The sequence below is a fragment of the Streptomyces sp. NPDC047869 genome, assembly GCF_040704065.1.
GTDB lineage: Bacteria > Actinomycetota > Actinomycetes > Streptomycetales > Streptomycetaceae > Streptomyces.
Genome location: NZ_JBEYRK010000005.1, coordinates 40001 through 65222, shown reverse-complemented (window position 1 = coordinate 65222; position 25222 = coordinate 40001). Strand labels below are relative to the sequence as shown.

At 71.1% G+C, this 25222-nt stretch carries 22 protein-coding genes (1 of these 22 only partly in view); 7 read left to right on the top strand and 15 right to left on the bottom strand.

The window, feature by feature from the left end:
• Window positions 1-13: 13 nt before the first annotated feature.
• From AB0924_RS08865 to AB0924_RS08845, 5 genes are all read right to left on the bottom strand, one after another.
• The gene (locus tag AB0924_RS08865; RefSeq protein WP_358927455.1) at window positions 14-991 is read right to left on the bottom strand and encodes an ABC transporter permease; all 978 of its coding nucleotides are present in this window, start codon (window positions 989-991) and stop codon (window positions 14-16) included.
• Window positions 992-1090: 99 nt separating this feature from the next.
• Window positions 1091-2899 (bottom strand): ABC transporter substrate-binding protein, encoded by a 1809-nt coding sequence (locus AB0924_RS08860; protein WP_358927454.1) that lies wholly within the window; start codon window positions 2897-2899, stop codon window positions 1091-1093.
• A gap of 104 nt (window positions 2900-3003) precedes the next feature.
• Window positions 3004-4050 carry an ABC transporter permease gene (locus tag AB0924_RS08855; RefSeq protein WP_358927453.1) on the bottom strand — a complete coding sequence of 349 codons (1047 nt, stop codon included), beginning with the start codon at window positions 4048-4050 and terminating at the stop codon, window positions 3004-3006.
• A gap of 404 nt (window positions 4051-4454) precedes the next feature.
• Window positions 4455-6371 (bottom strand): translational GTPase TypA, encoded by a 1917-nt coding sequence (typA, locus tag AB0924_RS08850; protein WP_358927452.1) that lies wholly within the window; start codon window positions 6369-6371, stop codon window positions 4455-4457.
• A gap of 207 nt (window positions 6372-6578) precedes the next feature.
• A complete protein-coding gene (locus tag AB0924_RS08845) occupies window positions 6579-8750 on the bottom strand; it encodes an ABC transporter family substrate-binding protein (protein WP_358927451.1) in 2172 nt (723 codons plus the stop codon).
• A 286-nt stretch (window positions 8751-9036) separates the two neighbouring features.
• Here AB0924_RS08845 and AB0924_RS08840 point away from each other — a divergent pair, with 286 nt between their 5' ends.
• The 4 genes from AB0924_RS08840 to AB0924_RS08825 are packed head-to-tail and all read left to right on the top strand — an operon-like array spanning window position 9037 to window position 12896.
• The gene (locus AB0924_RS08840) at window positions 9037-9327 is read left to right on the top strand and encodes a hypothetical protein (RefSeq protein WP_358927450.1); all 291 of its coding nucleotides are present in this window, start codon (window positions 9037-9039) and stop codon (window positions 9325-9327) included.
• 25 nt (window positions 9328-9352) lie between these two features.
• Entirely contained in the window at window positions 9353-10174 is an 822-nt protein-coding gene (locus AB0924_RS08835) for a hypothetical protein (protein WP_358927449.1), read from the top strand.
• A gap of 23 nt (window positions 10175-10197) precedes the next feature.
• Window positions 10198-12129 carry a fumarate reductase/succinate dehydrogenase flavoprotein subunit gene (locus AB0924_RS08830; RefSeq protein ID WP_366911019.1) on the top strand — a complete coding sequence of 644 codons (1932 nt, stop codon included), beginning with the start codon at window positions 10198-10200 and terminating at the stop codon, window positions 12127-12129.
• Window positions 12126-12896 carry a succinate dehydrogenase/fumarate reductase iron-sulfur subunit gene (locus AB0924_RS08825; protein WP_366911018.1) on the top strand — a complete coding sequence of 257 codons (771 nt, stop codon included), beginning with the start codon at window positions 12126-12128 and terminating at the stop codon, window positions 12894-12896. The genes AB0924_RS08830 and AB0924_RS08825 overlap by 4 nt, the downstream gene beginning before the upstream one ends.
• A 9-nt stretch (window positions 12897-12905) precedes the next feature.
• Here AB0924_RS08825 and AB0924_RS08820 read toward each other — a convergent pair whose 3' ends face one another.
• Entirely contained in the window at window positions 12906-14111 is a 1206-nt protein-coding gene (locus AB0924_RS08820; protein WP_366911017.1) for a hypothetical protein, read from the bottom strand.
• A gap of 80 nt (window positions 14112-14191) precedes the next feature.
• Here AB0924_RS08820 and AB0924_RS08815 point away from each other — a divergent pair, with 80 nt between their 5' ends.
• Complete coding sequence (locus AB0924_RS08815; protein WP_366911016.1) at window positions 14192-15742, top strand: hypothetical protein; 1551 nt, start codon at window positions 14192-14194, stop codon at window positions 15740-15742.
• Window positions 15743-15849: 107 nt separating this feature from the next.
• Here AB0924_RS08815 and AB0924_RS08810 read toward each other — a convergent pair whose 3' ends face one another.
• The 7 genes from AB0924_RS08810 to AB0924_RS08780 form a co-directional block, all read right to left on the bottom strand.
• Window positions 15850-18438: a SpoIIE family protein phosphatase gene (locus tag AB0924_RS08810; protein ID WP_366911015.1), complete on the bottom strand. Its 2589-nt coding sequence runs from the start codon at window positions 18436-18438 to the stop codon at window positions 15850-15852.
• A gap of 250 nt (window positions 18439-18688) precedes the next feature.
• Window positions 18689-19117, bottom strand: a complete 429-nt coding sequence (locus tag AB0924_RS08805; RefSeq protein ID WP_358927443.1) for an ATP-binding protein — start codon at window positions 19115-19117, stop codon at window positions 18689-18691.
• 135 nt (window positions 19118-19252) lie between these two features.
• The gene (locus tag AB0924_RS08800) at window positions 19253-19663 is read right to left on the bottom strand and encodes a (deoxy)nucleoside triphosphate pyrophosphohydrolase (RefSeq protein WP_358927620.1); all 411 of its coding nucleotides are present in this window, start codon (window positions 19661-19663) and stop codon (window positions 19253-19255) included.
• Between the two features lie 45 nt (window positions 19664-19708).
• On the bottom strand, window positions 19709-19903 hold the full coding sequence (locus AB0924_RS08795) for an SPOR domain-containing protein (RefSeq protein WP_358927442.1): 195 nt from the start codon (window positions 19901-19903) through the stop codon (window positions 19709-19711).
• A gap of 336 nt (window positions 19904-20239) precedes the next feature.
• The gene (locus AB0924_RS08790) at window positions 20240-20992 is read right to left on the bottom strand and encodes a GntR family transcriptional regulator (RefSeq protein WP_358927441.1); all 753 of its coding nucleotides are present in this window, start codon (window positions 20990-20992) and stop codon (window positions 20240-20242) included.
• A gap of 184 nt (window positions 20993-21176) precedes the next feature.
• Entirely contained in the window at window positions 21177-22385 is a 1209-nt protein-coding gene (locus tag AB0924_RS08785; protein ID WP_358927440.1) for a DUF4190 domain-containing protein, read from the bottom strand.
• Between the two features lie 146 nt (window positions 22386-22531).
• Window positions 22532-22675 carry a hypothetical protein gene (locus AB0924_RS08780; RefSeq protein WP_366911014.1) on the bottom strand — a complete coding sequence of 48 codons (144 nt, stop codon included), beginning with the start codon at window positions 22673-22675 and terminating at the stop codon, window positions 22532-22534.
• A gap of 382 nt (window positions 22676-23057) precedes the next feature.
• On the opposite strand from AB0924_RS08780, the gene AB0924_RS08775 reads away from it, so the two are divergent.
• Window positions 23058-23225 carry a hypothetical protein gene (locus AB0924_RS08775; RefSeq protein ID WP_366911013.1) on the top strand — a complete coding sequence of 56 codons (168 nt, stop codon included), beginning with the start codon at window positions 23058-23060 and terminating at the stop codon, window positions 23223-23225.
• Window positions 23222-23473: a hypothetical protein gene (locus AB0924_RS08770; RefSeq protein ID WP_366911012.1), complete on the top strand. Its 252-nt coding sequence runs from the start codon at window positions 23222-23224 to the stop codon at window positions 23471-23473. Before AB0924_RS08775 ends, AB0924_RS08770 begins: the two co-directional genes overlap by 4 nt.
• Window positions 23474-23574: 101 nt before the next feature.
• Here AB0924_RS08770 and AB0924_RS08765 read toward each other — a convergent pair whose 3' ends face one another.
• Window positions 23575-24918 (bottom strand): hypothetical protein, encoded by a 1344-nt coding sequence (locus AB0924_RS08765; protein WP_366911011.1) that lies wholly within the window; start codon window positions 24916-24918, stop codon window positions 23575-23577.
• 73 nt (window positions 24919-24991) lie between these two features.
• Window positions 24992-25222, bottom strand: the final stretch of a protein-coding gene (locus tag AB0924_RS08760) for a hypothetical protein (protein ID WP_358927437.1). Its footprint extends 1113 nt past the window's final position; only the last 231 of its 1344 coding nucleotides appear in the window; its start codon lies off the right edge, out of view; its stop codon occupies window positions 24992-24994.

Below are 25222 nucleotides of genomic sequence, written 5' to 3'. Positions count from 1 at the left end.
TGGTTCGTTCTTCCTAGGAGAGCCGGACGCGCGGGTCGATCCAGGCGTACGCGATGTCGGTGACGATGTTGAAGATCAGGATGAAGAAGGCACCGAACAGCATGACGCCCATGGTCATGGGAAGGTCCTTGTGGATCGCGCCGTCCACGGCCAGGCGACCGATGCCCTGCAGGGAGAAGGTCAGCTCGGTGACGACGGCACCGCCGAGCATGCTGCTCAGGTCGATGCCGAGGACGGTGACGATCGGGATGAGCGCGCCACGCCAGGCGTAGCGGAAGAAGACGTACTTGCGCGACATGCCCTTGGCGCGGGCGGTGCGCACGTGCTCCTCGGCGAGCTGCTCGATCATCGAGGAGCGCGCCATACGGGTGTACTGCGCGGTGAAGATCGTGGCCATCACCAGCGTCGGCAGCAGCATGCCGACGAACCAGCCCCAGGGGTCCTGCGTGATGGGGACGTACGCGGGGTTCTCCATCCAGCCGGTGCTGTAGACGAAGATCCACAGGGCGATCGGGCCGAGGAGGTAGATCTGGAACGAGCTGAGCACCATCGAGGCGCCGGTGGCGACCTTGTCGACCACGGAGCCGCGCTTGTACGCGGCGACCATGCCGGCTCCCACACCGACCACGAGGAAGACGACCGCGCCGCCTGCGGTGAGCGTCAGCGTCGTCGGGAAACGGTCCATGATCGTCGACCAGACCATCTCGCCCGAGTAGAACGACTGGCCGAGGCACGGAGCGCTGCAGTGACCGGTCGGGAAGTCACGGCCGACGAAGATGGCGGACATGAAGTCCCAGAACTGCTGGGTGATGGGCAGGTTGAGACCGAGGGCCTGGCGGATGTCCTCCAGCCGCTGAGGAGAGCAGTCCTTGCCACAGGCCAGGGAGGCGTAGTCGGAGGGCGCGGCTACGAACAGGAAGAACGTGACGGCACCGATGAGGAACAGAGTGACGACGGCGCCGACCGTGCGCCGGAGGATGAACTGAAGCATGGCGGGAGGGCTGCTCTCTGCGGAGACGAAAGGGGGGGTTCACGGAGGTGCGGGGACGCGCTCCGCCTGGTGCGCGTCCCCGCGTTCAGCCGTAGAGAGTTACGACTTCTTCAGGTACAGCTGGTTGATGTCGATGAGGCTCGACACCGATCCGTAGCGGGCGCCGCCCACGTTCGAGCCCGAGAGCTGGAACTGCTTGGTGTACCACAGCGGAGCAGCCGGGACGAGCTTCTCCAGCATGTAGTGCTGGGCTTCCTTCCACGTGGCCGCGGCCTCGGTCGGCTTCTGGGACAGAGCCTTCTGGATGAGGCCGTCGAGCTTCGCGTCCTTGACGTGCGAGTAGTTCGGCGAACCGTCCGCGACCTGCGTGCCGTCGTAGACCGGGGTGATGACGGTCGAGGCGCTCGGCCAGTCCTGGCCCCAGCCCGTGACGTACATGTCGTACGGGTTGTCGAGCTTGCCGATCTGCTCGTAGTAGCTCGCGGCGTCGACCTCCTTGGAGACGACGTTGAAGCCGACCTTGGAGAGCGCGTCCTCGATGGCGACCTTGCGCTTCTGGCCGTTCTCGCTGTTGCCGTAGGCGAAGACGACCTTCTTCTCGGCCGCCGGGACGCCCTTGAGGAGCTCCTTGGCCTTCTCGAGGTTGCCCTGCGGCGTCTTCAGACGGCCGTAGGGGTCGTACTTGGCCTCGTAGCCCGGCAGGGTCGGGGCGAAGTAGTTCGGGGCCACGTCACCGCCGTAGACACCGCCCTCACCGGCGATGAGCGACTTCGAGTTGACGGCGTAGGTGATGGCCTGGCGGACCTTCAGGTTCTTCACGCGGTCCAGGTTGAACGACAGCTGCATCACGTAGGGCTGGTAGCCCTTGACCGTGCGCTTGCTGACGGCCGGGTTCTTGATGACGTCCTGGATCTGCGTGGCCTCGACACCGCCGGTGAGCTGGATGGCGTTCTTGTCGTTGCCCTGGTCGGCGATCAGACGCTTGGTCTGGGTCGACTCGGTCACGCCGAACTGGAAGTTCCAGCCGTCGACGTACTGGTGACGCACGGAGTCGGTCTTCGGGTCCCAGTTGGTGTTCTTGACGAGCACCAGGGACTTGCCGTTCTTGTACGACTGGATCTTGTACGGGCCGGTGGCGACCGGGGCCGTGTCGTACTTCTCCTTCGTGTCGTCCTTCTTGGGGACGATCGCGTAGCCGGCCATGGCCAGCGTCTGCGGCAGGTCCGGGCGGGCCTGGTCGAAGTGGAAGACGACGGTCTTGTCGTCCGGGGTGTCCAGGACGGACTTCGGCAGGTGCTTGCCGTCGAAGCCGCCGCCGGGCAGCAGCTCACGGTACTTGCCCGTGTACTTCTTGCCGGCCAGCCAGTCGTGCAGGTAAGGCGGGCCGTCGAAGATGAACTTGGCGAACTGGCGCTCGACGGTGTGGCGGACGTCGCCGGAGGTGATGGCGTTGCCCTTGGAGTCCTTGATGCCGTCCTTGAGGGTGAACGTCCAGGTCTTGCCGCCGTCGGACATCTTGCCCGCGTCGGTCGCGAGGTCACCCACGACCGAGACGCCGCCCTTGCCGTCCTCCTTGAACTGGGTCAGGCGACGGAACAGCAGGTTGGCGACCTGACCGGCGTCGGAGACGTAGATCTGGCCCGGGTCCAGGTGCGAGAGGCCCGCCTCCTGGTAGACCGTGATGGTGCCGCCGCTCTGGGCACCGGGGACATCCTCGGCCGGACCGGTCGAGCCGGCGGCGTCGGCGTAGGTGACCGCCTTGGACTGGACCGAGGCCTGCTGCTGGTCCTTCTTCGAGTCCTGCCCGGTGTTGCCCCCCTTGTTCTCGGAGCACCCGGTGAGCACGAGGGAGCCGGCCGCTATCGCGACGACGATGGCCTGCGCTCTGCGCGAGCTGAACGACTTCATGAGGCGAATGCACCTACCTGTCGGTTTGATATTCCTGAGTACTGCCTTACGCGGCTGGTAGGCCGACTCCGGGGGTGGCAGTGATCCCCCCACAAGTGGACGATCTACCGCCCGGACTTGGGGTCGAACGCGTCCCGTACCGAGTCTCCGAGGAGGTTGAAGGCAAGGACGAAGATCACCAAGGCGAGACCGGGGAAGAAGAGGAACGCCGGGTCCTGCTCGGTGTACTTGGCACCGTTGGCGAACAGCTTCCCCCAGTCCGGGGTCGGCTCGACGAAGCCGACACCGGCGAAGGACAGGAACGCGATGGTGAGGATGGTGCTGGGCAGCGTGTACGTGAACTGCACCAGGATGGGCGTCACCACGTTCGGAAGGATCTCCTTGCGGACGATCCGCCAGGGCGAGGCGCCGGAGACCTTGGCGGCCTCCACGAACTCCCGCTCGCGCAGGGACAGCACGGTCGAGCGCACCAGGCGCGCCATGCCCATCCAGCCGAGGAGCCAGAGCACGATCAGCATCGCGACGGCACGGAGGTACGTGGGCGTCGACTCGCGCGGGTCCACGAAGAACGCGGTCACCACGGGCATGAAGGCGATGAAGAACAGCTGCTGCGGGAAGGCGAGGAAGAAGTCGGTGACGCGGCCGATCCAGTAGTCGGTCTTGCCGCCGAAGTAGCCGCCGATCAGACCGAGGACGATTCCGGTCACCATCATCAGGACCGTGATGCCCACCGCCATGTACAGCGAGGTGCGCATGCCGTACACCAGCATCGCGAACACGTCGCGGCCGTACTGCGGCTCGACGCCGAACCAGTGCGACCCGGACAGACCGCCGAAGTAACCGAGCGGCAGACCGAACTCGTCGAGGACGGGGGAGTCCTGGTAGGTCGGGTCCTGGCCGTACAGCGTGTACGGGTCCGTCCCGCTGAGCTTCGTCAGCAGCGGCGCGGCCAGACCGATGACGAAGTACAAAATCACTATCACCGCACAGATGACACCGGTACGGTCACGCTTGAAGCGCTGCCACATCAACTGGCCGGGAGAGCGACCCTCGAGCTTGGTCTCGCCCTTGGCGGGCACAGGAGCCGGCTCGAGTTCGGGCTCCAGGGCAACCGACGGCCCGGAGCCTTCAGCCTTGGCAGGACTGGACATGTGAGTTCTTCCCCCGGGGGGTTGGAGAGCTGAGCGCAGCGCAGATACCGGAGAGTTCTGCGGTTTGGGGGAACTTTCGCCAATGCGTTCAACGCGCGTCAAGGGCGGAAGACATAGGGATCTCCCTACCGTCATTATTTTGAGCAAAAATTGCAGAGATCGACACCTGTGCGCGCTTGACACAACCAAAGGGTTCTCGGCAAATCGGACAGGTCGTTACTTTTTTTTCGTTACATGTCCGAAACTTGACGCGCTTGTCCCCGGTATCCGAACACTCGGTACCGGCGGCTGTCCGGGCGAACCGGTCACGGAGTCGCTACCCGTGCGGCGTCCGGACATACACGCCGAAAGCCCGGCCCTCCTGACGGCGGAGGACCGGGTTCTGCGGGCTTCGGGCGCCGGCGTCAGCCGTGCTTGGCGCGGCTCGCGGCGCGGGCGCGCTCGCGGGCGTCCAGGTTCACCTTGCGGATGCGAACCGCCTCCGGGGTCACCTCGACGCACTCGTCGTCGCGGCAGAACTCCAGGGACTGCTCCAGGGAGAGCTTGCGCGGCGGCACGATCGCCTCGAACGAGTCGGCCGACGAGGACCGCATGTTCGTGAGCTTCTTCTCCTTGGTGATGTTCACGTCCATGTCGTCGGAGCGCGAGTTCTCACCGACGATCATGCCCTCGTACACCTCGGTGCCCGGCTCGGTGAAGAGCACGCCGCGCTCCTGCAGGTTCGTCATCGCGAAGGCGGTGACGGCGCCGGAGCGGTCGGCGACCAGGGAGCCGTTGTTGCGGGTCGTCAGGGCGCCGAACCAGGGCTCGAAGCCCTCGTGGATGGAGTGGCCGATGCCCGTGCCGCGGGTCTGGGTGAGGAACTCGGTCCGGAACCCGATGAGACCGCGGGACGGCACGACGAACTCCATGCGGACCCAGCCCGAGCCGTGGTTGGACATGTTGTCCATCCGGCCCTTGCGGACACCCATGAGCTGCGTGACGGCGCCCATGTGCTCCTCGGGCACGTCGATCGTCATGCGCTCGACCGGCTCGTAGGTCTTGCCGTCGACGTCCCTGGTGACGACCTGCGGCTTGCCGACGGTCAGCTCGTAGCCCTCGCGGCGCATCTGCTCGACCAGGATGGCGAGCGCCAGCTCACCACGGCCCTGGACCTCCCAGGCGTCCGGGCGCTCGGTGTCCAGCACCCGCAGTGAGACGTTGCCGATCAGCTCGCGGTCCAGGCGGTCCTTGACCTGGCGGGCGGTGACCTTGCGGTCCTTGACGGCCGCCTTCGCGTCGGCGCCCTTGCCGGTGCCGCCCCGGCCGACCAGCGGCGAGGTGTTCGTCCCGATCGTCATCGAGATCGCGGGCTCGTCCACCGTGATCAGCGGCAGCGGAACCGGGTTCTCGGTGTCGGCCAGCGTCTCGCCGATCATGATGTCGGGGATGCCGGCGACGGCGCAGATGTCACCCGGGCCGGCCTTCTCGGCGGGCTTGCGGGTGAGCGCCTCGGTCATCATCAGCTCGGTGATGCGGACGTTGCTGATGGACCCGTCGCGCTTGATCCAGGCGACCGTCTGCCCCTTGCGCAGCTCGCCCTGCTCGACGCGGAGCAGCGCGATACGGCCGAGGAAGTTGTCGGCGTCGAGGTTGGTGACGTGGGCCTGGAGCGGGGCCTCCTCGTCGTAGGTGGGGGCCGGGATGTGCTCCAGGATCGTGGAGAAGAAGGGCTCCAGGCTGTCGCTGTCGGCCGGGACCGTGCCGTCGTCCGGCTTGGTCAGCGAGGCGACGCCGTCACGGCCGCAGGCGTAGACGATCGGGAACTCGATCTGGTCCTCGTCCGCGTCCAGGTCCAGGAACAGGTCGTACGTCTCGTTGACGACCTCGTCGATCCGGGAGTCCGGGCGGTCCGTCTTGTTGATGCAGAGGATGACGGGCAGGCGCTGCTGGAGGGCCTTGCGCAGCACGAAGCGGGTCTGCGGCAGCGGGCCCTCGGAGGCGTCGACGAGGAGCACCACGCCGTCGACCATCGACAGACCGCGCTCGACCTCACCACCGAAGTCGGCGTGGCCGGGGGTGTCGATGATGTTGATGGTGATCGGGTCCCCGCCGGCCTTCGGGTGGTACTTCACCGCCGTGTTCTTGGCGAGGATCGTGATGCCCTTCTCACGCTCCAGGTCGTTCGAGTCCATGACCCGGTCGTCGACCTGGTCGAGCTGGTGAGCGGCGAACGCGCCGGCCTGCTTCAGCATGCCGTCGACGATGGTGGTCTTGCCGTGGTCGACGTGGGCGACGATGGCGACGTTGCGGATGTCGTGACGCGTTGCAGTCACAGCCATGGTGCGGCGTACTCCCGGAGTATGAGGATTGCCCTGCGCGGACGTCTTCTGATGCGCGGGCCCTGCCGGGCTGGACACGCCACGGCCTCACCCCATGGTACGTGGCCCTGCGGGTGAAGGCCTCCGCAGGGCCACGGGGTCGGGTGCCGGACGACCCGGGTTCACGCTCCGGACGGGCTCCGGTTCACGAGCTGGACAGGCCGGGTCTCACTTCGTGGCGGTCGGGCCGGGTGCGATCTTCGCGCCCTTCTTCAGGAAGCCCATGTCCTCGTAGACCGGCGTCCGGAAGCCGAACGCGCCCGCGTTGACCACGTCCTTGCGCACGCCGACCAGCTCGGGCCGCTGGTAGAGCGGGATGGAGGCGGCCGCGGCCCAGATCCGGGAGTCCGCCTTGCGGATCAGGTCGCGTGCCTCGTCCTCGTCCAGTGTCGTCGCGGCCTGGTCGAAGAGCTGGTCGACCTGGTCGGTGCCGACCCGGGTGTAGTTCTGCTCGATGTTCACCGAGCCGTCGGCGGCCGGGATCGGCTTGCCGTAGATCGGCCGGGCGTCGGTGGCGGGGAAGGCGGAGGAGGGCCACGAGTACAGGGCGAGGTCGTAGTCGCCGGAGGCGATGTGGTCCTTGAAGTAGCTCTCGTCCGAGACCTTGGTGACCGTCGTGCGGATGCCGACCTTCGCCAGCATCGCCGAGATCCGGGCGGCGACGGTGTCCAGCGTCCCGGAACCCGGCCCCGAGGGAAGCACGAAGCGCAGGTCGAGCGCCTTGCCGTTCTTGGCCAGCGGCGCGGTCACGGCGCCGGCCGGGGCGGCGGTGCCCTGCGGGGCGTAGGCGCCCGGCGCACCGCCGGTGTACTGCCTGCCGTCCTGGGCGAGGTGCTTGCCGCCCTCGTCGCCCTTCTCCCGCCGCTCCTCGGCCGACTCGTGCTGCTTGGCCTTGTCGTCCTCGCCGACGATGTACTCGCCGTCCTCGCCGCCGTCGGACTTCTTCTCCTTGTCGCCCTTGCCGCGCTCGGCGCCGGCCGCCTTCTCGCCCTGCTTCTGCTCCTTCACCGGTCCGCCGGCCACCCAGCCGGCGTCCGTGAGCAGCGCCTGCGCCTCCTTGACGTCCGGGCCGCCCAGGGCGCCGCTGCCGTCGGCGTAGGCGTCCTGCCCGGACAGGGCCAGGTGGCTGCCGACCGGTACGGCGGGCAGGCCGAGCGGGGTCAGCACGACCTTGGCCAGTTCCTCGCGGTCCAGGGCCCGCGCGACGCCCCGGCGGACCCGCTCGTCGGCGAGCATGCCCCCGGCGCCGTTGAGGGCGAGCTGGGTGTAGGCGGGCTCCAGCGACTTGCGGACGCCGAAGGCGCGCAGTTCCTGCTGCTGTTCCAGGTACCGGGTGATCGCCTTGCGCAGCTTCTTCTTGCCGGCCGTCACCTGTTCGGCGTCGAAGCCGTGCGCCAGCGCCCAGGACCGCAGCTTGCTCGCGGAGGTCTTGCCGCCGCCCCGCAGCGGGGAGCCGCCCGAGCCGGAGGCCGCCTTGATCCGCTCGGCGTCGGCGGAGTCGATGTCGGCGATCTGCACGGTTCCGTCGGCGAGCGCCGACACCCGCTTGTCGCGGTCCACCGCGTGCAGCACGAGTTCGTTCAGCTTGGCGGGGCTGCCCCACCAGCGGGGGTTGCGGGTGAGGACGACGTCCTTCTTGGCGGTGTCGACCTTCTCGACCTTGAAGGGGCCCGCGGTGACGGCGAGCTTCCGGCGGGCGCCGTCGTTGAAGGTGTCCGGGGTGCCCATGACGTCCTTCGGGTACAGCGGGGAGAACAGCGACTTCCAGTCGGCGTAGGGGCGCGAGAAGGTGACCCGGACCTGGAGGTCGCCGGAGCCGCGCTCGATCTTCTCGATGCGGTCGTAGCCGGCGTTGCGGGCGGTCCAGTAGGCGCTGTCCTTGCCGGACAGGGCGCGCCACTGGGCGGCGAAGTCGGCGGCGCCGATCTCCCGGCCGTCGCTCCACACCGCCTGCTGGTTCAGCTTGTACAGCACCACCTGGCGCGGTTCGGTCTCGATGACCTTGGCGGACTCCAGATAGGCGGGGTTGGCCACCGGCCGGCCGTTGGCGTCGGACCGGAACATCGACGGCAGCACCGCCTGTGCGACACGGGTGGTGCCCGCGTCGGCGTCGGCCTGGTAGGTGTTCAGCGTCTCCGGTACGGCGTCCACGGCCCACTTCAGCGTGCCGCCCGCGGTGACCTTGTCGCGGGCGACGAGGCCGATGTCCTGCCCGGCCAGGGGGCGGCTCGCCTCCTCGTCGGAGCCACAGCCGGCCAGGAGCGGCACCGCTAGGGCGCCCGCGGTGAGGAAGGCGGCCGGGCGCAGGACCGCGCGCAGGCCGACGCCGTGGTGGGACATCTCTGCTACCTCCGGGAAGCCGCGGGCGTTACGATCACTTTTGGCGGTATATGGAGCTGATCAGATCTATGCACCCACTGAAGAGGAAAGGATCCGGCAAGAGCGGGCGACACGGCGGCAACGGACACGAACCCCACCCGTGCGGCGCAACACACCGAAAGTGCATCCGTACGCCTCGGCCAATCGGTGCACATCTCTTCACAGCACCAGGTGTGACGCGCAACACTCCAAGGCGCATGAACGTCGCCGCTCAAGGCCCGCAGACCCGCGGAAGTGAGGGCAAGTCATGTCCGTGCACGACGAACTGACATCCGTCCAGCGCTGCCTGGACGACCTGCACCGGTCGATCGGACGCCTGGAGCAGCAGCTCGGCAGCGGTGGCCTGGAGATGCGCCGGGTCCGGATGGACGCCGACCATCTGCGCGACAGCCTGCGGCTGCTGCGCGAGGCGGCGAACCACGCGACCGCCCCGAACCGGCCCGACCTCGTCACCATCTCCGACACGCCGTACGACATCAGCCTGTGGACGGACTCGGACGACGAGGGTCTGGGCGCCCGCGACCGGCACGCTCCCTGAACCCCGAACCGACCGGAGTCCCGTCTTGGCTACTGGTACGGAATCCCAACAGGACAGCGGTGGCGTGCGCGGCGGTACCCGCGCCGCGATCGCCGCACCGCATCTGCGGACCGACCGCTGGTGGCTGGCGCCCGCCGTCACCGCGGCCGGTCTGCTCGCCTTCGTCGTCTACTCGACCTGGCGGGCGTTCTCGAACGCGGACTACTACGCGGCGCCGTACGTCTCCCCGTTCTACTCGCCCTGCCTGGCGGAGAACTGCCACACCATGCGCGCCGGGCCGAACGCGGAGATCTTCGGAAGCTGGTGGGGCGTCTCCCCGGCGATCATCATCCTGATCTTCCCGCTCGGTTTCCGCCTGACCTGCTACTACTACCGCAAGGCGTACTACCGCAGCTTCTGGGCGTCCCCGCCCGCCTGCGCGGTGGCCGAGCCGCACCGCGGGTACACCGGCGAGACCCGCTTCCCGCTGATCCTGCAGAACGTCCACCGCTATTTCTTCTACGCCGCCCTGCTGGTCGCCGGCGTGCTGACCTACGACACCGTGCTGTCCTTCCGGGACCCGCACTACCACTGGGGTCACATGGGCCTGGGCACCCTGGTCTTCCTGGCCAACATCGTGCTGATCTGGGCGTACACGATCTCCTGCCACTCCTGCCGGCACATCGTCGGCGGCAAGCTCAAACACTTCTCCCGGCACCCCGTGCGCTACCGCGCGTGGCAGTTCGTCGGGCGGCTGAACGCCCATCACATGCCGCTCGCCTGGGCGTCCCTGGTGAGCGTGGCGCTCGCCGACTTCTACGTCTATCTCGTCGCGTCCGGCGTCTTCGACGATCCGCGCTTCTTCTAGTGACTCCAGTGAGGGACTGATTGATGTCCGTGGTCGACCGGCAGGAGTGGGACGTCGTCGTGGTCGGTGCCGGGGGCGCCGGGCTGCGCGCCGCGATCGAGGCGCGCGAGCGGGGCGCCCGTACGGCGGTGATCTGCAAGTCGCTGTTCGGCAAGGCGCACACGGTGATGGCCGAGGGCGGCATCGCGGCGGCGATGGCCAACGCCAACGAGCACGACACCTGGCAGGTCCACTTCCGCGACACCATGCGCGGCGGGAAGTTCCTCAACCAGTGGCGGATGGCCGAACTGCACGCCCGGGAGGCCCCGGACCGGGTGTGGGAGCTGGAGACCTGGGGCGCGCTGTTCGACCGGACGAAGGACGGCCGGATCTCGCAGCGCAACTTCGGCGGCCACGAGTACCCGCGGCTCGCGCACGTCGGCGACCGTACGGGCCTGGAGCTGATCCGCACCCTCCAGCAGAAGATCGTCTCGCTCCAGCAGGAGGACGCCAGGGAGACCGGGGACCACGAGTCGCGGCTGAAGGTGTTCCAGGAGTGCACGGTGACCCGGATCCTCAAAGACGGCGATCAGGTCTGCGGCGTCTTCGGCTACGAGCGGGAGACCGGGCGGTTCTTCGTCCTGGAGGCGCCCGCCGTGGTCGTCGCGACCGGCGGGATCGGCAAGTCGTTCAAGGTCACCTCGAACTCGTGGGAGTACACCGGTGACGGGCACGCCCTCGCGCTGCTGGCCGGGGCGCCGCTGCTGAACATGGAGTTCGTGCAGTTCCATCCGACGGGCATGGTCTGGCCGCCGTCGGTCAAGGGCATCCTCGTCACCGAGTCGGTGCGCGGGGACGGCGGTGTGCTGCGCAACTCCGAGAACAAGCGGTTCATGTTCGACTACGTCCCGGACGTGTTCAAGGAGAAGTACGCCGAGTCGGAGGAGGAGGCCGACCGGTGGTACGACGATCCCGAGCACAACCGCCGGCCTCCCGAGCTGCTGCCCCGCGACGAGGTGGCCCGGGCGATCAACTCCGAGGTGAAGGAGGGCCGCGGCTCGCCGCACGGCGGGGTCTTCCTGGACGTGTCCACGCGGATGCCCGCCGAGGTCGTCCGGCGCCGGCTGCCGTCGATGTACCACCAGTTCAAGGAGCTGGCGGACGTCGACATCACGGCGGAGGCGATGGAGGTCGGGCCGACCTGTCACTACGTGATGGGCGGCATCGCCGTCGAGTCCGACACGGCCGCGGCGCGCGGGGTGCCGGGGCTGTTCGCGGCCGGTGAGGTCGCCGGCGGCATGCACGGCTCGAACCGGCTCGGCGGCAACTCGCTCTCCGACCTGCTGGTGTTCGGGCGCCGGGCGGGCTGGCACGCGGCGGAGCACGCGCGGGGACTCGCGGACCGGCGTCCGCGGGTCGACGACGCCCAGGTCAACACGGCGTCCGCGGAGGCCCTGCGCCCGTTCTCCGCGCAGACGGAGGGCGAGGCGGGCCCGCCGGAGAACCCGTACACCCTGCACCAGGAGCTCCAGCAGACGATGAACGACCTGGTCGGCATCATCCGCCGGGAGGGCGAGATGGAGCAGGCCCTGCACAAGCTGGCCGAGCTGCGGGTACGGGCCCGGCGGGCCGGCGTCGAGGGGCACCGCCAGTTCAACCCGGGCTGGCACCTGGCCCTCGACCTCAGGAACATGCTGCTGGTCAGCGAGTGCGTGGCGCGGGCCGCGCTGGAGCGCACCGAGTCGCGCGGCGGGCACACCCGTGAGGACCACCCCGCGATGGACCGCGGCTGGCGCAACGTGAACCTGCTGTGCGCGCTCGCCGACCCCGGCGGCACCCTCGCCGGCACCGATCCCGCCCGGGGCCAGATCCGGCTCACCCGGGAGACCACCGAACCCGTCCGCCCGGACCTGCTCGCCCTCTTCGAGAAGGAGGAGCTGGTCAAGTACCTCGCCGAAGAGGAGCTGTACGAGTGACCAGCTACGAGGCCCGCTTCAAGGTGTGGCGGGGCGATGCGAACGGCGGGGGCCTCGCGGACTTCGCGGTCGAGGTCAACGACGGCGAGGTGGTGCTCGACATCGTGCACCGCCTCCAGGCCACCCAGGCCCCGGATCTCGCGGTGCGCTGGAACTGCAAGGCGGGCAAGTGCGGTTCCTGCTCGGCGGAGATCAACGGGCGGCCCCGGCTGATGTGCATGACCCGCATGTCGGTGTTCGACCGGGACGAGACGGTCACCATCACCCCGCTGCGGGCCTTCCCGGTGGTCCGGGACCTGGTGACGGACGTCGGCTACAACTACCGCAAGGCCAGGGAGGTCCCGGCGTTCGTGCCGCCGGCCGGTCTCGGCCCCGGCGAGTACCGCATGTCGCAGGAGGACGTGGAACGCTCGCAGGAGTTCCGCAAGTGCATCGAGTGCTTCCTGTGCCAGGACGTCTGTCACGTCGTGCGCGACCACGAGGAGAACAAGCGGGCGTACGCCGGCCCGCGCTTCCTGATGCGCATCGCGGAGCTGGACATGCACCCGCTGGACGCGGCCGCCGAGAAGGGCCTGGACCGAGGGCGCACGGCCCAGGACGAGCACGGCCTCGGCTACTGCAACATCACCAAGTGCTGCACGGAGGTCTGCCCCGAGGGCATCCGGATCACCGACAACGCCCTGATCCCGCTGAAGGAACGCGCCGTCGACCGCAAGTACGACCCGCTGGTGTGGCTGGGGTCGAAGATCAGGAGGCGTTCCTCGTAGCGGACGGCACTACGGCCGCACCCAGTTCCTCTGGTACGCCCTCCAGTCGTCCTCGGTGGCCGCGAAGTCGACGTACAGGGCGACGCCGAAACGGGTGCGGGCCGCGTCGGTGCGGGACAGGCCGAGGCGGACGCCGCGGACGGCGGCCGGGACGGTCTCCGCGTGGGCCCAGTGGCCGAAGCGGTTCTCGTGGTAGAAGGGCAGGCCCATGAGCAGGTCGGTGGTCCTGGGCGTGACCTCCAGGGCGAGGCTGGTCTGCTGGGCCACATAGCCGCCGTACAGGCTCTGCAGCGGCTGCATGGTGTCGTACGACATCACGGCGATCTGGTCCACGCGGCGGGCCACCTGCCCGAAGTAAGCCTGCGACCACCACTTGGGATGGCCGGTGGTCGTGCCCCAGAAGGAGTGGAATCCGGGCAGCGGGTCGATCTGGTGTGCGGCGACGGAGAGCAGGGCGTGGTGGGCGTGCGTGAGGGCGCGCAGGTCGTCGAGGAGGGAGAGGTAGTCCCGGTCACCGGAGTGGAGGGGCTCCAGGTCGAAGTGGGCGCCCTCGAAGCCGGCGGCGAGGACGCCGCGGGTCGATTCGACGATCGACTCGCGGGTGGCGGCGCGTTCCAGGTGCAGGCCGTCGGGGCCCTCGCTGGCCAGCACGTCGCCGAGCCAGGCCTGGACCCGGACGCCGGGGAGTTCCCGGTGCACGGCCGCCGTGAGCCAACCCGCTCTCTTGTAGGCCGACTTCGGGAGCGTGCCGTCGTGCTCCAGGGGGCCGGAGTGGACGTACAGGTCGCGGATGCCGGTGTCCCGGAGGCGGTCGGCGAGGGCCTTGACGTCCGCGTCGGTCTTGCGCCCGTCCACCCAGGCGTGGCCCAGCCAGAGGGCGTCCTTGTGACGGGTGAGGGTGCCGGGGGCCGGGGTGCCGGTGTAGTTGACGCGGAGGGCCGTCTCGGCGGTGAGGACGGGCAGGATCAGGGCCAGGAGGACCGCGACCAGGACGCGGCGCAGGCGGCGGCGCCCGGGGCGTCTGCCGTCGGCGGGTGGGGGCTGCTCGTCGGCGGGTGGAGGCTGCTCGTCGGCGGGTGGAGGCTGCTCGTCGGCGGGTGCGGGCGCGGCCTCGGGGGCCTGCCCTTGCGGTGTCTCCCGCTCCGGTTCCGTTTCCCGCTCCGGTTCCGCCTTCCGGTCCGGTTCCGTCTCCCGGCCGTGCCGTTCCGTGTCCATCCCGACCCCCTGTCATCGCGTTCCCCCAGCCGCGTCCGCCCCACTCGCGCGGGCGCCCACCTGCCCATACGCTCCGAAATGTGACGTCCTCCCGGATCCGTGGCCGGCCCCGGCGCACCCGCGCGCCCATACGGGTGCGCCTGGCGCTCGCCGCGGCCGGTGCGCTCGTGGGCACCGGGTGGCTGGTGTTGCCGGTGATGACGGCGGGGGGCGGTGATCCGGTTCCCGCCGCCCCGGCCGGACCGGTCGCCGGCTCCGCCGCACCACGGCAGGACGAGACCTCCACGACCGACCTCGTACTGCCGCTCGCGGCCCTCGGCGCGGCCGGGGTGCTCGCCGGCTACGGGTATGTGCGGCGCACCCGGCGGGCCCGGACCCGCACCACACCGGGCGTGGTGTCGGCGGCGCCGCCCGTGCCCACCGCGGCCGAGAGCGAGCGGCAGGCCCGCGCCGCGCTGGTCCTGGCGGACGACTGCGTGCGCGGCAGCGAGGAGGAACTCTCCTACGTCGCGGAGCTGTTCGGGGCGGAGGCGGTCGAGCCGTTCACGCACGCCCTGCGGGCCGCGGAGACCGAGCTGTCGGCCGCGTTCGCGATGTGGCGGCGGTACGAGGAGGGGGTCCCGGTGGACGCGGCGGCCCGGCGGCAGGCACTGGTGGGGGTCGTCGGACGGTGTGCGGAGGCGGGGCGGCGGCTGGACTCCGAGGCGGCGGAGCTGGACCGGCTGCGCGGGCTGGAACAGGGAGTGACCGCGGCCCTGGAGGTCGCCGAAGCGCGGTTCCGTGAGCTGGCCGGGCGGACGGCGGCGGCGCAGACGACCGCGGCCGGACTGCGGGAGCGGTACGCGCCCTCGGCGGCCGCTCCCGTCACCGGCTACGTCGAACAGGCCAAGGACCGGCTGGTGTTCGCCACCGAGCGGCTCAACGAGACGCGGCAGGCGGCCGATTCGGGCGAGCTGTCGCGGGCGGCCCGCCAGTTGCGCGCCGCCGAGGGCGGTGTCACCCAGGCCGGTGTCCTGGTGGGCGGCGTGGAACGGCTCGCGGCCCGGCTGCGGGAGGCGGCCGAGCTGGTGCCGGCCGCGCTGACCGGCGCGGAGGCGGAGATCGCCGGGGTGCGGAAGGAGGGCGGGCGCACCTCCCTGACCGGCGGTGAGCTGCGGGCCCGGCTCGCGCACGCCGACGCCGCGCCGGCCGCCGTGCGCGCCGAGCTGACCGGCGGCCCGTACGACCCGCTGGACGCGCTGCGGCGGATCACACGGGCCGTGGAACGCCTGGAGGCGGGGCGTGCCGGGGTACTGGAGGCCGCCGCGCTGCTCGTGTCGCGCGCCTCGGTCGACACCACGGAGGACTTCGTCGCCGTGCACCGGGGGGCGGTGGGCGCACCGGCGCGCGCCCGGCTGGCGCAGGCGGTACGGGCCCTGGGCTCGGGCGCCGAGGCGGACCTGCTCGCCGGGCAGGCCCGGGAGCTGGCCGAGCTGGATGTGCGCGCCCACGGGAACCCGTTCGCCGACGGCCACACCACCGGCCTCACCGGCGCCGTCCTCGGCGGCATCCTGCTGGCCGAGGACCCGGACGGCGGCCCCCCGGCAAGCTTCGGCGGCCCCCGGACCCGCTCCCGCCGCCACCTGCCGTGAGCCGCCTGCCCCGGCTCTCCGGCTCTCCGGCTCTCCGGCTCTCCGGCTCTCCGGCTCTCCGGCAGGGGCTGACCCCGGCCACGGGGCAGGCGACGCCCTTCAGGTTCTCAGAACAGGCTGAGCAGGGCCTCCGCCGGGTCGGTCAGGCTGGTTTCGCCGCCGGGAAGGGGGAGTTCGAACCACACCGTCTTGCCGCGTGGCGTGCGCCGCGAACCCCAGGCCGCGCTGAGCAGCCCGACGAGTTGCAGGCCCCGGCCGCCCTCGTCCGTGTCCCGTGCCCGGCGTCGCCGCGGCTGCACGAGACCGGAGTCCCACACCTCGCACACCAGGGTCCGGTCCAGCAGCAGGCGCAGCCTGATCTCACCCTCCCCGTAGCGCAGCGCGTTCGTCACCAGCTCGCTGACCAGCAGCTCGGTCGTGTCGACCAGCGGTTCGAGGCCCCAGTCGACCAACTGCGTCCGGGCGTACTCACGGGCCCGCCCCACGCTGCGCGGCTCGCGCGGCAGCGTCCAGTCGCCGACCGACTCGACGGGCAGCCCCTGGACCCGGGCCATCAGCAGCGCGATGTCGTCCTCGCCGTGATGGGTGTCGAGGGCGTTCAGGACGTGGTCGCAGACGTCCTCCAGGGGCCGGGAGGGATCGGTGAGCGCGCCCACGAAGGCCTGGAGGCCCTCGTCGAGGGGGTGGTCGCGGGACTCGACCAGGCCGTCCGTGTAGAGGGCGAGCAGCGCGCCCTCCGGCAGTTCGACCTCGACCTCCTCGAACGGCTCGCCGCCCACGCCGAGCGGCATCCCGGGCGGCACGTCGAGCATCAGGGCCGCCTCACCGGGCTCCACCAGCACCGGCGGCAGGTGCCCGGCGTTGGCGAACGTACAGCGCCTGGTGACGGAGTCGTAGACGGCGTACACACAGGTCGCGAGGTAGACCTCGGAGAGGTCGGCGTCACGGGGCTGGCGGGCGGCGCGGGTGGCCTGCTGGACGCCCCCGGGGGTGCCGAGGCCGCGGGCGATCTCGTCCAGCGCGGAGAGCACCTCGGCCGGTTCGAGGTCCAGCAGCGCCAGGGTGCGTACGGCCGTGCGCAGTTCGCCCATGGCGACCGCCGCGCGCAGTCCGCGCCCCATGACGTCGCCGACGACCAGCGCGGTGCGGTGACCGGGGAGTTCTATGACGTCGAACCAGTCGCCGCCGACCTCGGTGGCCGCGTTTCCGGGCAGGTAGCGGCAGGCGATGTCGAGGCCGGAGGCCTCGGGGTCGCCGGGCGGGAGCAGGGAGCGCTGGAGTATTAGCGCCCGCTCGTGCTCGCGGCGGTACAGGCGGGCGTTGTCGATGCAGACGGCGGCGCGCGCGGCCAGTTCGACCGCGAGGTCCCGGTCCCGGTCGCCGAACGGCTCGCTGCCCTTCGTACGGGCGAACCGCGCGAGTCCGACGACGGTGTCGTGGGCGACCATCGGCACGGCCAGCGTGGACTGCACGAGTCCCCCGTCCTCCGGCGGCACATGCTGCGGCCGGGCGGTGCGCAGGGCGTCCGCGCAGGGCGAGTTGAAGGGGAAGTGGTGGACCGCGCCGACCGCGACGGCATCACCCGAGCCGGTGAGGGGCGCGTCGGAGACGGCGCTGGCGAAGGCGACGCGGCGCAGTTCCGCGCTGCCGTCGGCGAGGCCGGGCGGGGTCTCGTCGCCGATGAGCAGCCCCTGGTAGAGGTCCACGGTGGCGAGGTCGCAGAAGCCGGGGACGACGACGTCGAGGAGTTCGCGGGCCGTGGTCTCCAGGTCGAGGGAGTTGCCTATGCGGGCGCCGGCCTCGTTGAGCAGGGCGAGGTTGCGCCGGGCCGCCGCCGCCTCCCGGGCGGCCGCACGGCGGGCGGTGATGTCGGTGCCGAGCCAGGCGATGCCGATGGGACGGCCGCTGCCGCTGTGCACCCGGTAGAGGTTGACGGACCAGTGCCGGCGCTCCTCGGAGCCCGGGACGAACCCGGTCACATGCATGTCGGTGATGGAGTCACCGGTCTCCAGCACCCGCCGCAGCGTGGCCGAAACCCGATCCGCCTCGGCACGCGGCAGATAATCGTGGACTCCCTTGCCACGGTGGTCGTCCGGGGTTCCGCCGAAGATGGAGGCGAAACGCATGTTGGCCCGACGGACTCTCAGATCCGTGTCGATCAGCAGGAATCCGAACGGGGACTGGCCGAAGATCGCCTGCGAGGCGGCGAGGTCCGTCTCGATGCTGCGCAGGGTGCGGACGTCCACCACGATGCAGACGGCGGCCCGCTCGCCCTCGGCGGTCCGGGTGGGCATGACGTAGACCTCGGCGAGACCTTCCTCGCCCCGGGCCCCGTCCGGCCCGTCCGGCATCCGGAAGGGCACCACGCCGGTCCACTCCCGCCCGTCGAGGATCTCGGCCATCTTGCGCTGGCTGCGCTCGCGCAGGTCCGAGTCGACGAAGGCGTCGATCGGGTCCGTCCCGACGGCGCGTTCGGCGGTGATGCCGAAGAGTTGCTCGGCGCGCAGGCTCCACTGGTCGACCAGCCCGCCGGGACCGATGGAGAAGGACGCGACCCTGATGTAGTCGTAGATGGAGCCGGGCGGACTGCTCTGCCACATGGCGTCGCCCGGCCCGCCCGCGTTGCGTGCGGCCTGGTCACTAGCGCCGTCCGACGGGTCCTCGGACTCCGTGGCCTTCGCTGGTATCTCGCTCACGCGAACCGTCCCCTCCAGCTCACCGCACCCGGCACCGGTCACCGGGGGCGGCTGCCCGCAGTATCCAGCACTACGGCGCCGCACAACACGGTGTTCACGATCACAGCTCGGTCGAGGTGCTTTTCGGACCGGGCCGCGACAACACTTCCAGTCTTCTAACCAGGTAACACGGCCTCGAATCACGCACTCCCGCACTGGTCGCCGGGCGGCCCCGCACGATGGACGGCGCGCGCCGCGATGTAGACCGCGCTCAGCCGGGCACCGCCAGCTCGAACCAGACGGTCTTTCCACCACTGCCGGGCCGGGTCCCCCAGCGGCGCGCGGCGCCGGCCACCAGCTGCAGGCCGCGTCCGCTCTCGTCCTCGGGCTGGGCGACACGCTCGCGCGGCGGGTCGGGCAGCGGGTCGGAGACCTCGACCAGCAGCGTGTCACCGAGCCGCGCGGGGCGCACCAGCCGTACGCCGATGGGGCCGGTGGCGTGCCGCAGGGAGTTGGTGACCAGCTCGCTCACCAGCAGCGCGGCGAGGTCGGCGACACAGTCGAGGTCCCAGCCGCGCAGTTGGCCGCGGACCGCGCCGCGGGCGGTGCGCACGACGCCTGGCTCCGCCGGGAAAATCCACTCGGCGCAGTCGCCATCGGTGTCGATCACGCCGATCACTTCCCAGGCCAGCGAGCCCACCCATGTCCGTTTTCATGGGGTTAATGGGCACATACCCGGTATCCAGCGGGCAGTACCGCGCGGGACGGCGCGCTGTGGTGCGAACGGCGTAGGGGCCCGTTCCGCCGCATGCCGTCCGGCGGTCGCGGGCTCCGCTCAGCGCGTTCCGGCGCCGAGACGGGCGGCGACCTCGCGGACAGCGGGTACGTCCTGGTCGAGCCAGGGCACCTCCCAGAGCCGGTCGGGGGTGAGCCAGCGCAGTTCGTCGTGGTCCTGGAGGGGCCGGGGCTCGGCGGAGCCGGCGCGCAGCCGAACGGTCCACACCCGCAGCACGTACGGAGACTTAAGCGGCCACTCCCCCGGTACGCGCTCGACGGGCTCGGCGTCGATGCCGAGTTCCTCGGCCAGTTCACGCGTCAGGGCGTCCTCGGGCCGCTCACCCGGCTCGACCTTTCCGCCGGGCAGTTCCCAGCGTCCGGCCAGCTCGGGGGGTGCGCTGCGGCGCGCGGCGAGCAGCCGGCCGGCGTCGAGAAGGGCGGCTCCCACCACCACGGTCCGGTCCGTCATGGGGCGATCCGTCATGGGACGGAGCCTACGGGAAGGCGGAGAAGGTCAGTTGTGGGCGCCGTTCCCGTTCTGACCGATGCGCTCGACCCAGTAGAGCTGCTTGTGTCCGTGGTCGTCGAGGCTGTCGGCGATCTTCTGGGCCTCGGCCCGGGTCGCGTACCGCCCCACGCGGTAGCGATTGCCGTTGTCGTCCTGCCGTATCACGATCCAGGGCAGGGAGACCCCCGTGCCCTCACTCATGGCTCCCACCGTTCCTTCTCGCACCGCCCCGCCCTCCCTCGCACTCGGGCGCCCGCCGAGCCCCGCCCAAGGAAACCGCAGTCCGCATATGCCCGAGCGTACGCCCAACCTTCACGGAGCGAATACGCCTTTTCACAAAGAGGTACGCAACCAGCCAGAACGCAGGGGGCGCGCAACCGCGAACGCGCCGCCCCTCGTGCCGTTGTCGTGGGTCGGGGGCACTTCGGCCGCAACCGCGATCACCTGGGAGAACGGCCGGATTGCAGCGGCGGGTACGGCACCGGGTGCCAGGGCGTGCGACGGATCGCCGGCCCGCGGCGCGTGCCGGGGTGTGCGCTACTTCACGGGCAGGTGGTACGCGGCCCGGTAGCGGTCGGCCGGGATCACGACGTCGGCGGTCTCCACCGGGCGGCCGGAGGCGAAGTAGGTGCGCTGGATGACGAGGACCACATGACCGGGGACGCCACCGAGCACGTGCAGTTCCTCGGCGAGGCCGGGGCGGGCGCCGACCTCCTCGGTGACGTTGTCCACGATGACGTCGATGGCCCGCATCCGCTCGACCACGCCCATGCCGCCGAGCGGCCCCTCCTCGGGCAGCATCACCGGGGTGCGGCCGGTGACGGCGAGGGGCTCCCAGGAGGTGGAGAGCATCATGGGCTCTCCCGCCTCCCGGAACAGGTACTTCGTACGCATGACGCGCGCGCCGGGCTCGACCCCGAGCCGCTCGGCGATGGCGGCCCCGGCCGTGCTCTGCGCACTGCTGGACTCCCAGGTGCCGCGCACCGAGGCGTCGGCCTGCTCCTGCCGGAAGGGAGTGGCGCCCGAGGACGGACGGAAGCCGGAACGGGCCACGCTCCTGGGCACCGGCCGCTCGCGCACGTACGTCCCCGAGCCGGAGCGCCCCTCCACCAGCCCCTCGGCCATCAGGACCTTGCGGGCCTCCAGCGCGACGGTGTCCGAGACGCCGTACTCCTCGCGGATACGGGCCTGGGAGGGGAGCCGGGTAAGGGGAGGCAGTGAACCGTCGACGATCTTCTTGCGGAGATCACCCGCGACACGCAAGTACGCCGGCTGCTCACCGAAAGTCACTGGCCACTCCCATCGGTTTGTACAGACAGCAACAGCCTGGCAACCGTGGGTTGTCCCGTGCAAGCAAAGGCCAGAGAATCACTCGATGTGATGACAGTGGGCCGGGGAGGGCTTTACCCAGGCACTTTCTCCCCGCTATGGCCGCAGCCACACCTGCGCGCGATCATCACGTCCGCGGCGCGGCTCATACCGCCATGCCGCTGTCGCCGTCGGACCCGCCGTCCCCGGTGTCACCCCTGGCACGGCCGCCCCCGGCCGGCGGGGTGGTCTCCAGAGCCAGGGCCCTCCGCACGGGGACCCCCGCCTTCGGGTCCAGCAGTCGAAGACCGGTGTCGTAGTGCCGGTAGAACGCGTCGGCGTCCGCCGCCTCCGCGGCCTTCGCCCACTCGGCACGCGCCCGGTCCAGATCGGCGGCCAGGGCGGTGACCGGCTTTCGGGCCCCGGCGGGCCACTCGTGTCCGCGCAGCGACCGGGCCTGTCCGTCCAGGGCCGTGGAGATCCGGCCGGCCCACGCCTTGTGCCCCGGCAGGTCGTCCTCGACGTACTTCTCGTCCGGGGCCGACTCCACGGCCGCGTTCAGGATGTGAGCGGCCTTCAGATAGGCCACCTGGTCGGCGTCGAGGACGGTCGCGTCGTTGCGCAGCGAGCCGGTGAGGTCCGCACCCTCGGTCACGTTGCCGAAGACGCAGGTGACCTCCCGGTCCCCGGCCGACCAACTGCGTTCCGTGGGCGTGAGGTAGTAGACGTCGACGTCGTCGGGGACGGCCCAGGCGTCCATCGCGTAGGTGTCCCGCAGTCCGTAGCAGCGCTCGTCGGCGGTACCGGTCACCGAGTCGTCGCCGGGGTAGCCGCCGTCCCGCAGCCGGAACGAGGCGAACACCTCGCCGTCGTGCGCCCCGGAGCAGGGCACCCCGGTCACGACGCCGGTCCCGCCGCTCAGCAGTCCGCCGGGCGCGTCGAAGCACTCCCCCTTCACCAGCGAGGAGTTCGCGCCGTCACGCGCCCCCTCCTGCACTCCCTCCCAGAAGCCGGCCGCGCCGCCCGTGGCCAGCAGCAGCGCCCACAGCGCCAGCCCGATCCCGGACAGCACCGAGCCGCCCACCGCGAGCCCCGTCCCGCGCTCACCCCGCCGCCGGATCTGCCGCAGCGCGATCAGCCCCAGCACCAGCCCGACGCCCGGCAGACAGCACAGCACGCCGAACACCAGGGAAGTGATGGCGAGGCCGTTGACGGGGGCGGGCCGGTTGAAGGGGCTGTAGCCCTGCGCCCACGGCTGGTACGCCGGCCCCTGCGGATGCAGCGGCGGCCCGTACGGCCCCTGCGGGTACGGCGGCTGGGGCGGCTGATACGGCCCGTGCGGCTGCTGGGGGCCGGGGGGCGGGGGTATGGACACCGGTACCGTGCTCCTGGTTCGGGCGGCGGCAGCGCAGGCCCGGCAGGCAGCCGGCTACCGGGCTGATGTGACTGCGCGCATGGTAAGCCGCGCCGGGCCGGCCCCGGCCGGTGCGGTCGCTCGATGCCGCGTCCGCCGACGAGCGGTCACGCACAGTCCGGGACCTTCTCGTCGACGTCGTGCGAGTAGGGGCCCTCGGGCGGATCGCCGTTGAGGAACGTGTTGGCGACCGCGTAGTAGGTGTCGGACCACGGGGGTGAGGCGATGCGGTACCAGTAGCCCCCCGGCATGGCGCTCCCGATCGAGGGGTCGTAGACGTTGCAGCTGACTTCGACGGACGTCAGGTGGTCGATGTGCCTGCCGGGACCACTCGCGGAGTGGTGATCGCTGAAGGTGTCCGCGCCGTGGGCGTTGCCCTGGATCTCCGTCCGGACCGCCGGGGTGGTGGGGGAACCGGTCGCGGGGCCGCCGCCGTTGCCTCCCCCCGTTCCGCCTCCGATTCCGCCTCCGGTCCCGCTTCCATTACCGCCGCCGCTGCCTCTCCCGGTGCCGCCACCGGTCCCGCCCCCGGTGCTGCCACCGGGCCCGCCGTTCCTCCCGCCGCCCGGCGACTCCCTGGTGCCGCCGCCGGTGCGGGGACCGGCGGTGCCGGTGCCGGTGTGACGCGGGCGGGTGGTCGGACTGCCACTCGTGCGGGCGGAGGGCCCCGGCGTCCGCCGCGCACCGCCGGACGACGGAGACGAGGGCGACGGATCCGCGCTGGTCGACGGCATGGTGGACCGGGTCGGCCGGACGGCGGTGGGCGACGGTGAGAGGGGACGCCCGTGGAAGGGCGCATGAGTCCGGCTCCGCTGACCCGGCCCGCCGTCCGTGAACGCGGCGGTGACGGCGAGCGCCACGGCGAGCACTCCGGCCGCACCGGCGGCCACCCAGGCCGTGACCGCCCGCCGGCCGGGCCGCCGGACGTCCGGGCCGCGGCCGCGGGGGCCGCCGGGACGGATACGGACGACACCGAGGTCCATTGGTGCCGCCGGGTCACTGACCGGCGGCGATACGGCCGCCTCGGTGACGCGGTCGCCGGAGTGTGATCGCCGGAAGCGGTGCTTCATGTGTCTCCTCCGGTCGCCGGGCCGCGCCCGGCGCCGGCCTGCGGAGTACCGCCGGCCGGGGCGGGCGCGGACGAGACGGCTCAGCAGACGGGAACGGACGAGTCCGTGTTGTGGGTGTAGGGCCGGTGGCCGGGAACGTCACCGTTCCAGAACGTGTTGGCGACGGCGTAGTAGGCGTTGTTCCAGGGGCTCGAGGCGATGCGGTACCACCAGCCGTCCGGGTTCGCGCTGGCGATCTGCGGGGCGTACACCCGGCAGCTGACGTCGACCGTCGCCATCGCCGCGATCCTCGGCCCCGCTCCCGAGGCGTGGTACGGATCGGTGAAGGTCGGCGAGCCATGGCTGCCCGACTGCTCCGGGCGCGACCTGGGCGACGAGGCCGACGGCGGGTCCGTCGGTGCCGACGGCCGCGGGGGGTCCGCGGGCGTTTCGGGTGACGCGGTGGCCGCAGGCGCGGCCGGAGGCGTCGTCACCGGTGCCGGAGGCGGCGCAGCCGCGGAAGCCGAAGCCGCATGGGGTTCGGGCGTGCCGGGGGTCACGGATGCCGCGGGTGGCGGTCCCTGCCCCAGTCCGGCCGGGGGAACGCATTCGGGCGTCCGGATCTGATGGGTGACGTAGGCCGCGTTGACGAACCCGTACCGGTGCTCCGGCCCGGTGTGCGCGTCGACGTAGAACCACTTGTCGGTGGACAGGTGGGCCCAGGAGGGGTGAGAACTGCTGAGCCAGCATTTCATGGTCACACCGGTGCCGTTCGGCAGGTAGCCGGCGATGCCGCACTGCGCGGAGCCGGCCACGGTGCCGCAGTTGCGGAACGTGGTGGGTCCCGAGTCACCGGAATCGGTCGTGCTCACGCGGTTGTTGGACCACAGAGGGCGGCCGTCGGCGTCGTGGACGACGACGTTGGCGTCGGACTGCACCTCCAGTCGTGCGCCCGGATGCCCCTCGGTGCCACTGGCCCAGAGCACGCCGCCGTCGGCCGAGTAGACCACCAGGTTGCCGTCGTCCTGCATGATCGCCCGCGCTCCGGGGTGCCCCGCGGTGCCGGTTTCCCACAGCAGCTGCCTGTCGTCGCCGACGAGGATGCCGTTCTCGGCGTTGCCACCACCGAAGTAGGCGTTGCCGTAGGGGTCGTCGACCTCCTGGTAGATCGGTGAGACTCCATGGAGGGAGTACTCCGCGAGGTTGCCGTCGTCCTTCATGACCAGTTCGTAGTCCCCGTCGTCGGAAACGGCCGACTGACCGGCCGTCAGCACCCGGCCGGCGGGCAGGCCCGTGCCGGCGGCGTCGGCCGTGCGCAGCTCGGCGGTGACGGCCGCCGCGGCGAGGAGAACCGTGGCACCGCACACCACGGCGAAGCGGGGAAGACGCCGACGGGCGGCGGGCTTTGCGGCGTCCGGCGATCGCCGGGCGGGATCGGTGGGCATGGCCGGGGCTCCCGGTGGGTCAGGCACGGATCGTGCGACCGGATGGTGGAGGGCGGGTCGAGAGGAGCGCGGGTCACGTCTCGGAGCATCGCGGGACGGCCACGTCGATGGTGTGGGTGCCGCCCTGTTCCCCCACCGGATCCCCGTTGGCGAAGGTGTTCGCCGGTGCGTAGAGGCCCTTCCAGGGGCCGTCCGCGATCACGTACCAGGCGTTGACGCTGACCATGCCGGACCTGTTGGCCGCCACGCAGGACACGGGGACCTCGGTGCCGAGCGGGATGCGGTTCCTGCCCTCGGCGTTCGC

Bases quoted from the DNA above. Each gene is read 5' to 3' on its own strand.
- AB0924_RS08800 (WP_358927620.1), bottom strand. From the start codon at position 19,663: ATGACGGACCGGACCGTGGTGGTGGGAGCCGCCCTTCTCGACGCCGGC.
- AB0924_RS08765 (WP_366911011.1), bottom strand. From the start codon at position 24,918: ATGCCCACCGATCCCGCCCGGCGATCGCCGGACGCCGCAAAGCCCGCC.
- AB0924_RS08860 (WP_358927454.1), bottom strand. From the start codon at position 2,899: ATGAAGTCGTTCAGCTCGCGCAGAGCGCAGGCCATCGTCGTCGCGATA.
- typA (WP_358927452.1), bottom strand. From the start codon at position 6,371: ATGGCTGTGACTGCAACGCGTCACGACATCCGCAACGTCGCCATCGTC.
- AB0924_RS08780 (WP_366911014.1), bottom strand. From the start codon at position 22,675: ATGCCGGGGGGCTACTGGTACCGCATCGCCTCACCCCCGTGGTCCGAC.
- AB0924_RS08840 (WP_358927450.1), top strand. From the start codon at position 9,037: ATGTCCGTGCACGACGAACTGACATCCGTCCAGCGCTGCCTGGACGAC.
- AB0924_RS08845 (WP_358927451.1), bottom strand. From the start codon at position 8,750: ATGTCCCACCACGGCGTCGGCCTGCGCGCGGTCCTGCGCCCGGCCGCC.
- AB0924_RS08795 (WP_358927442.1), bottom strand. From the start codon at position 19,903: ATGAGTGAGGGCACGGGGGTCTCCCTGCCCTGGATCGTGATACGGCAG.
- AB0924_RS08820 (WP_366911017.1), bottom strand. From the start codon at position 14,111: ATGGACACGGAACGGCACGGCCGGGAGACGGAACCGGACCGGAAGGCG.
- AB0924_RS08830 (WP_366911019.1), top strand. From the start codon at position 10,198: ATGTCCGTGGTCGACCGGCAGGAGTGGGACGTCGTCGTGGTCGGTGCC.
- AB0924_RS08865 (WP_358927455.1), bottom strand. From the start codon at position 991: ATGCTTCAGTTCATCCTCCGGCGCACGGTCGGCGCCGTCGTCACTCTG.
- AB0924_RS08855 (WP_358927453.1), bottom strand. From the start codon at position 4,050: ATGTCCAGTCCTGCCAAGGCTGAAGGCTCCGGGCCGTCGGTTGCCCTG.
- AB0924_RS08770 (WP_366911012.1), top strand. From the start codon at position 23,222: ATGAGTCCGGCTCCGCTGACCCGGCCCGCCGTCCGTGAACGCGGCGGT.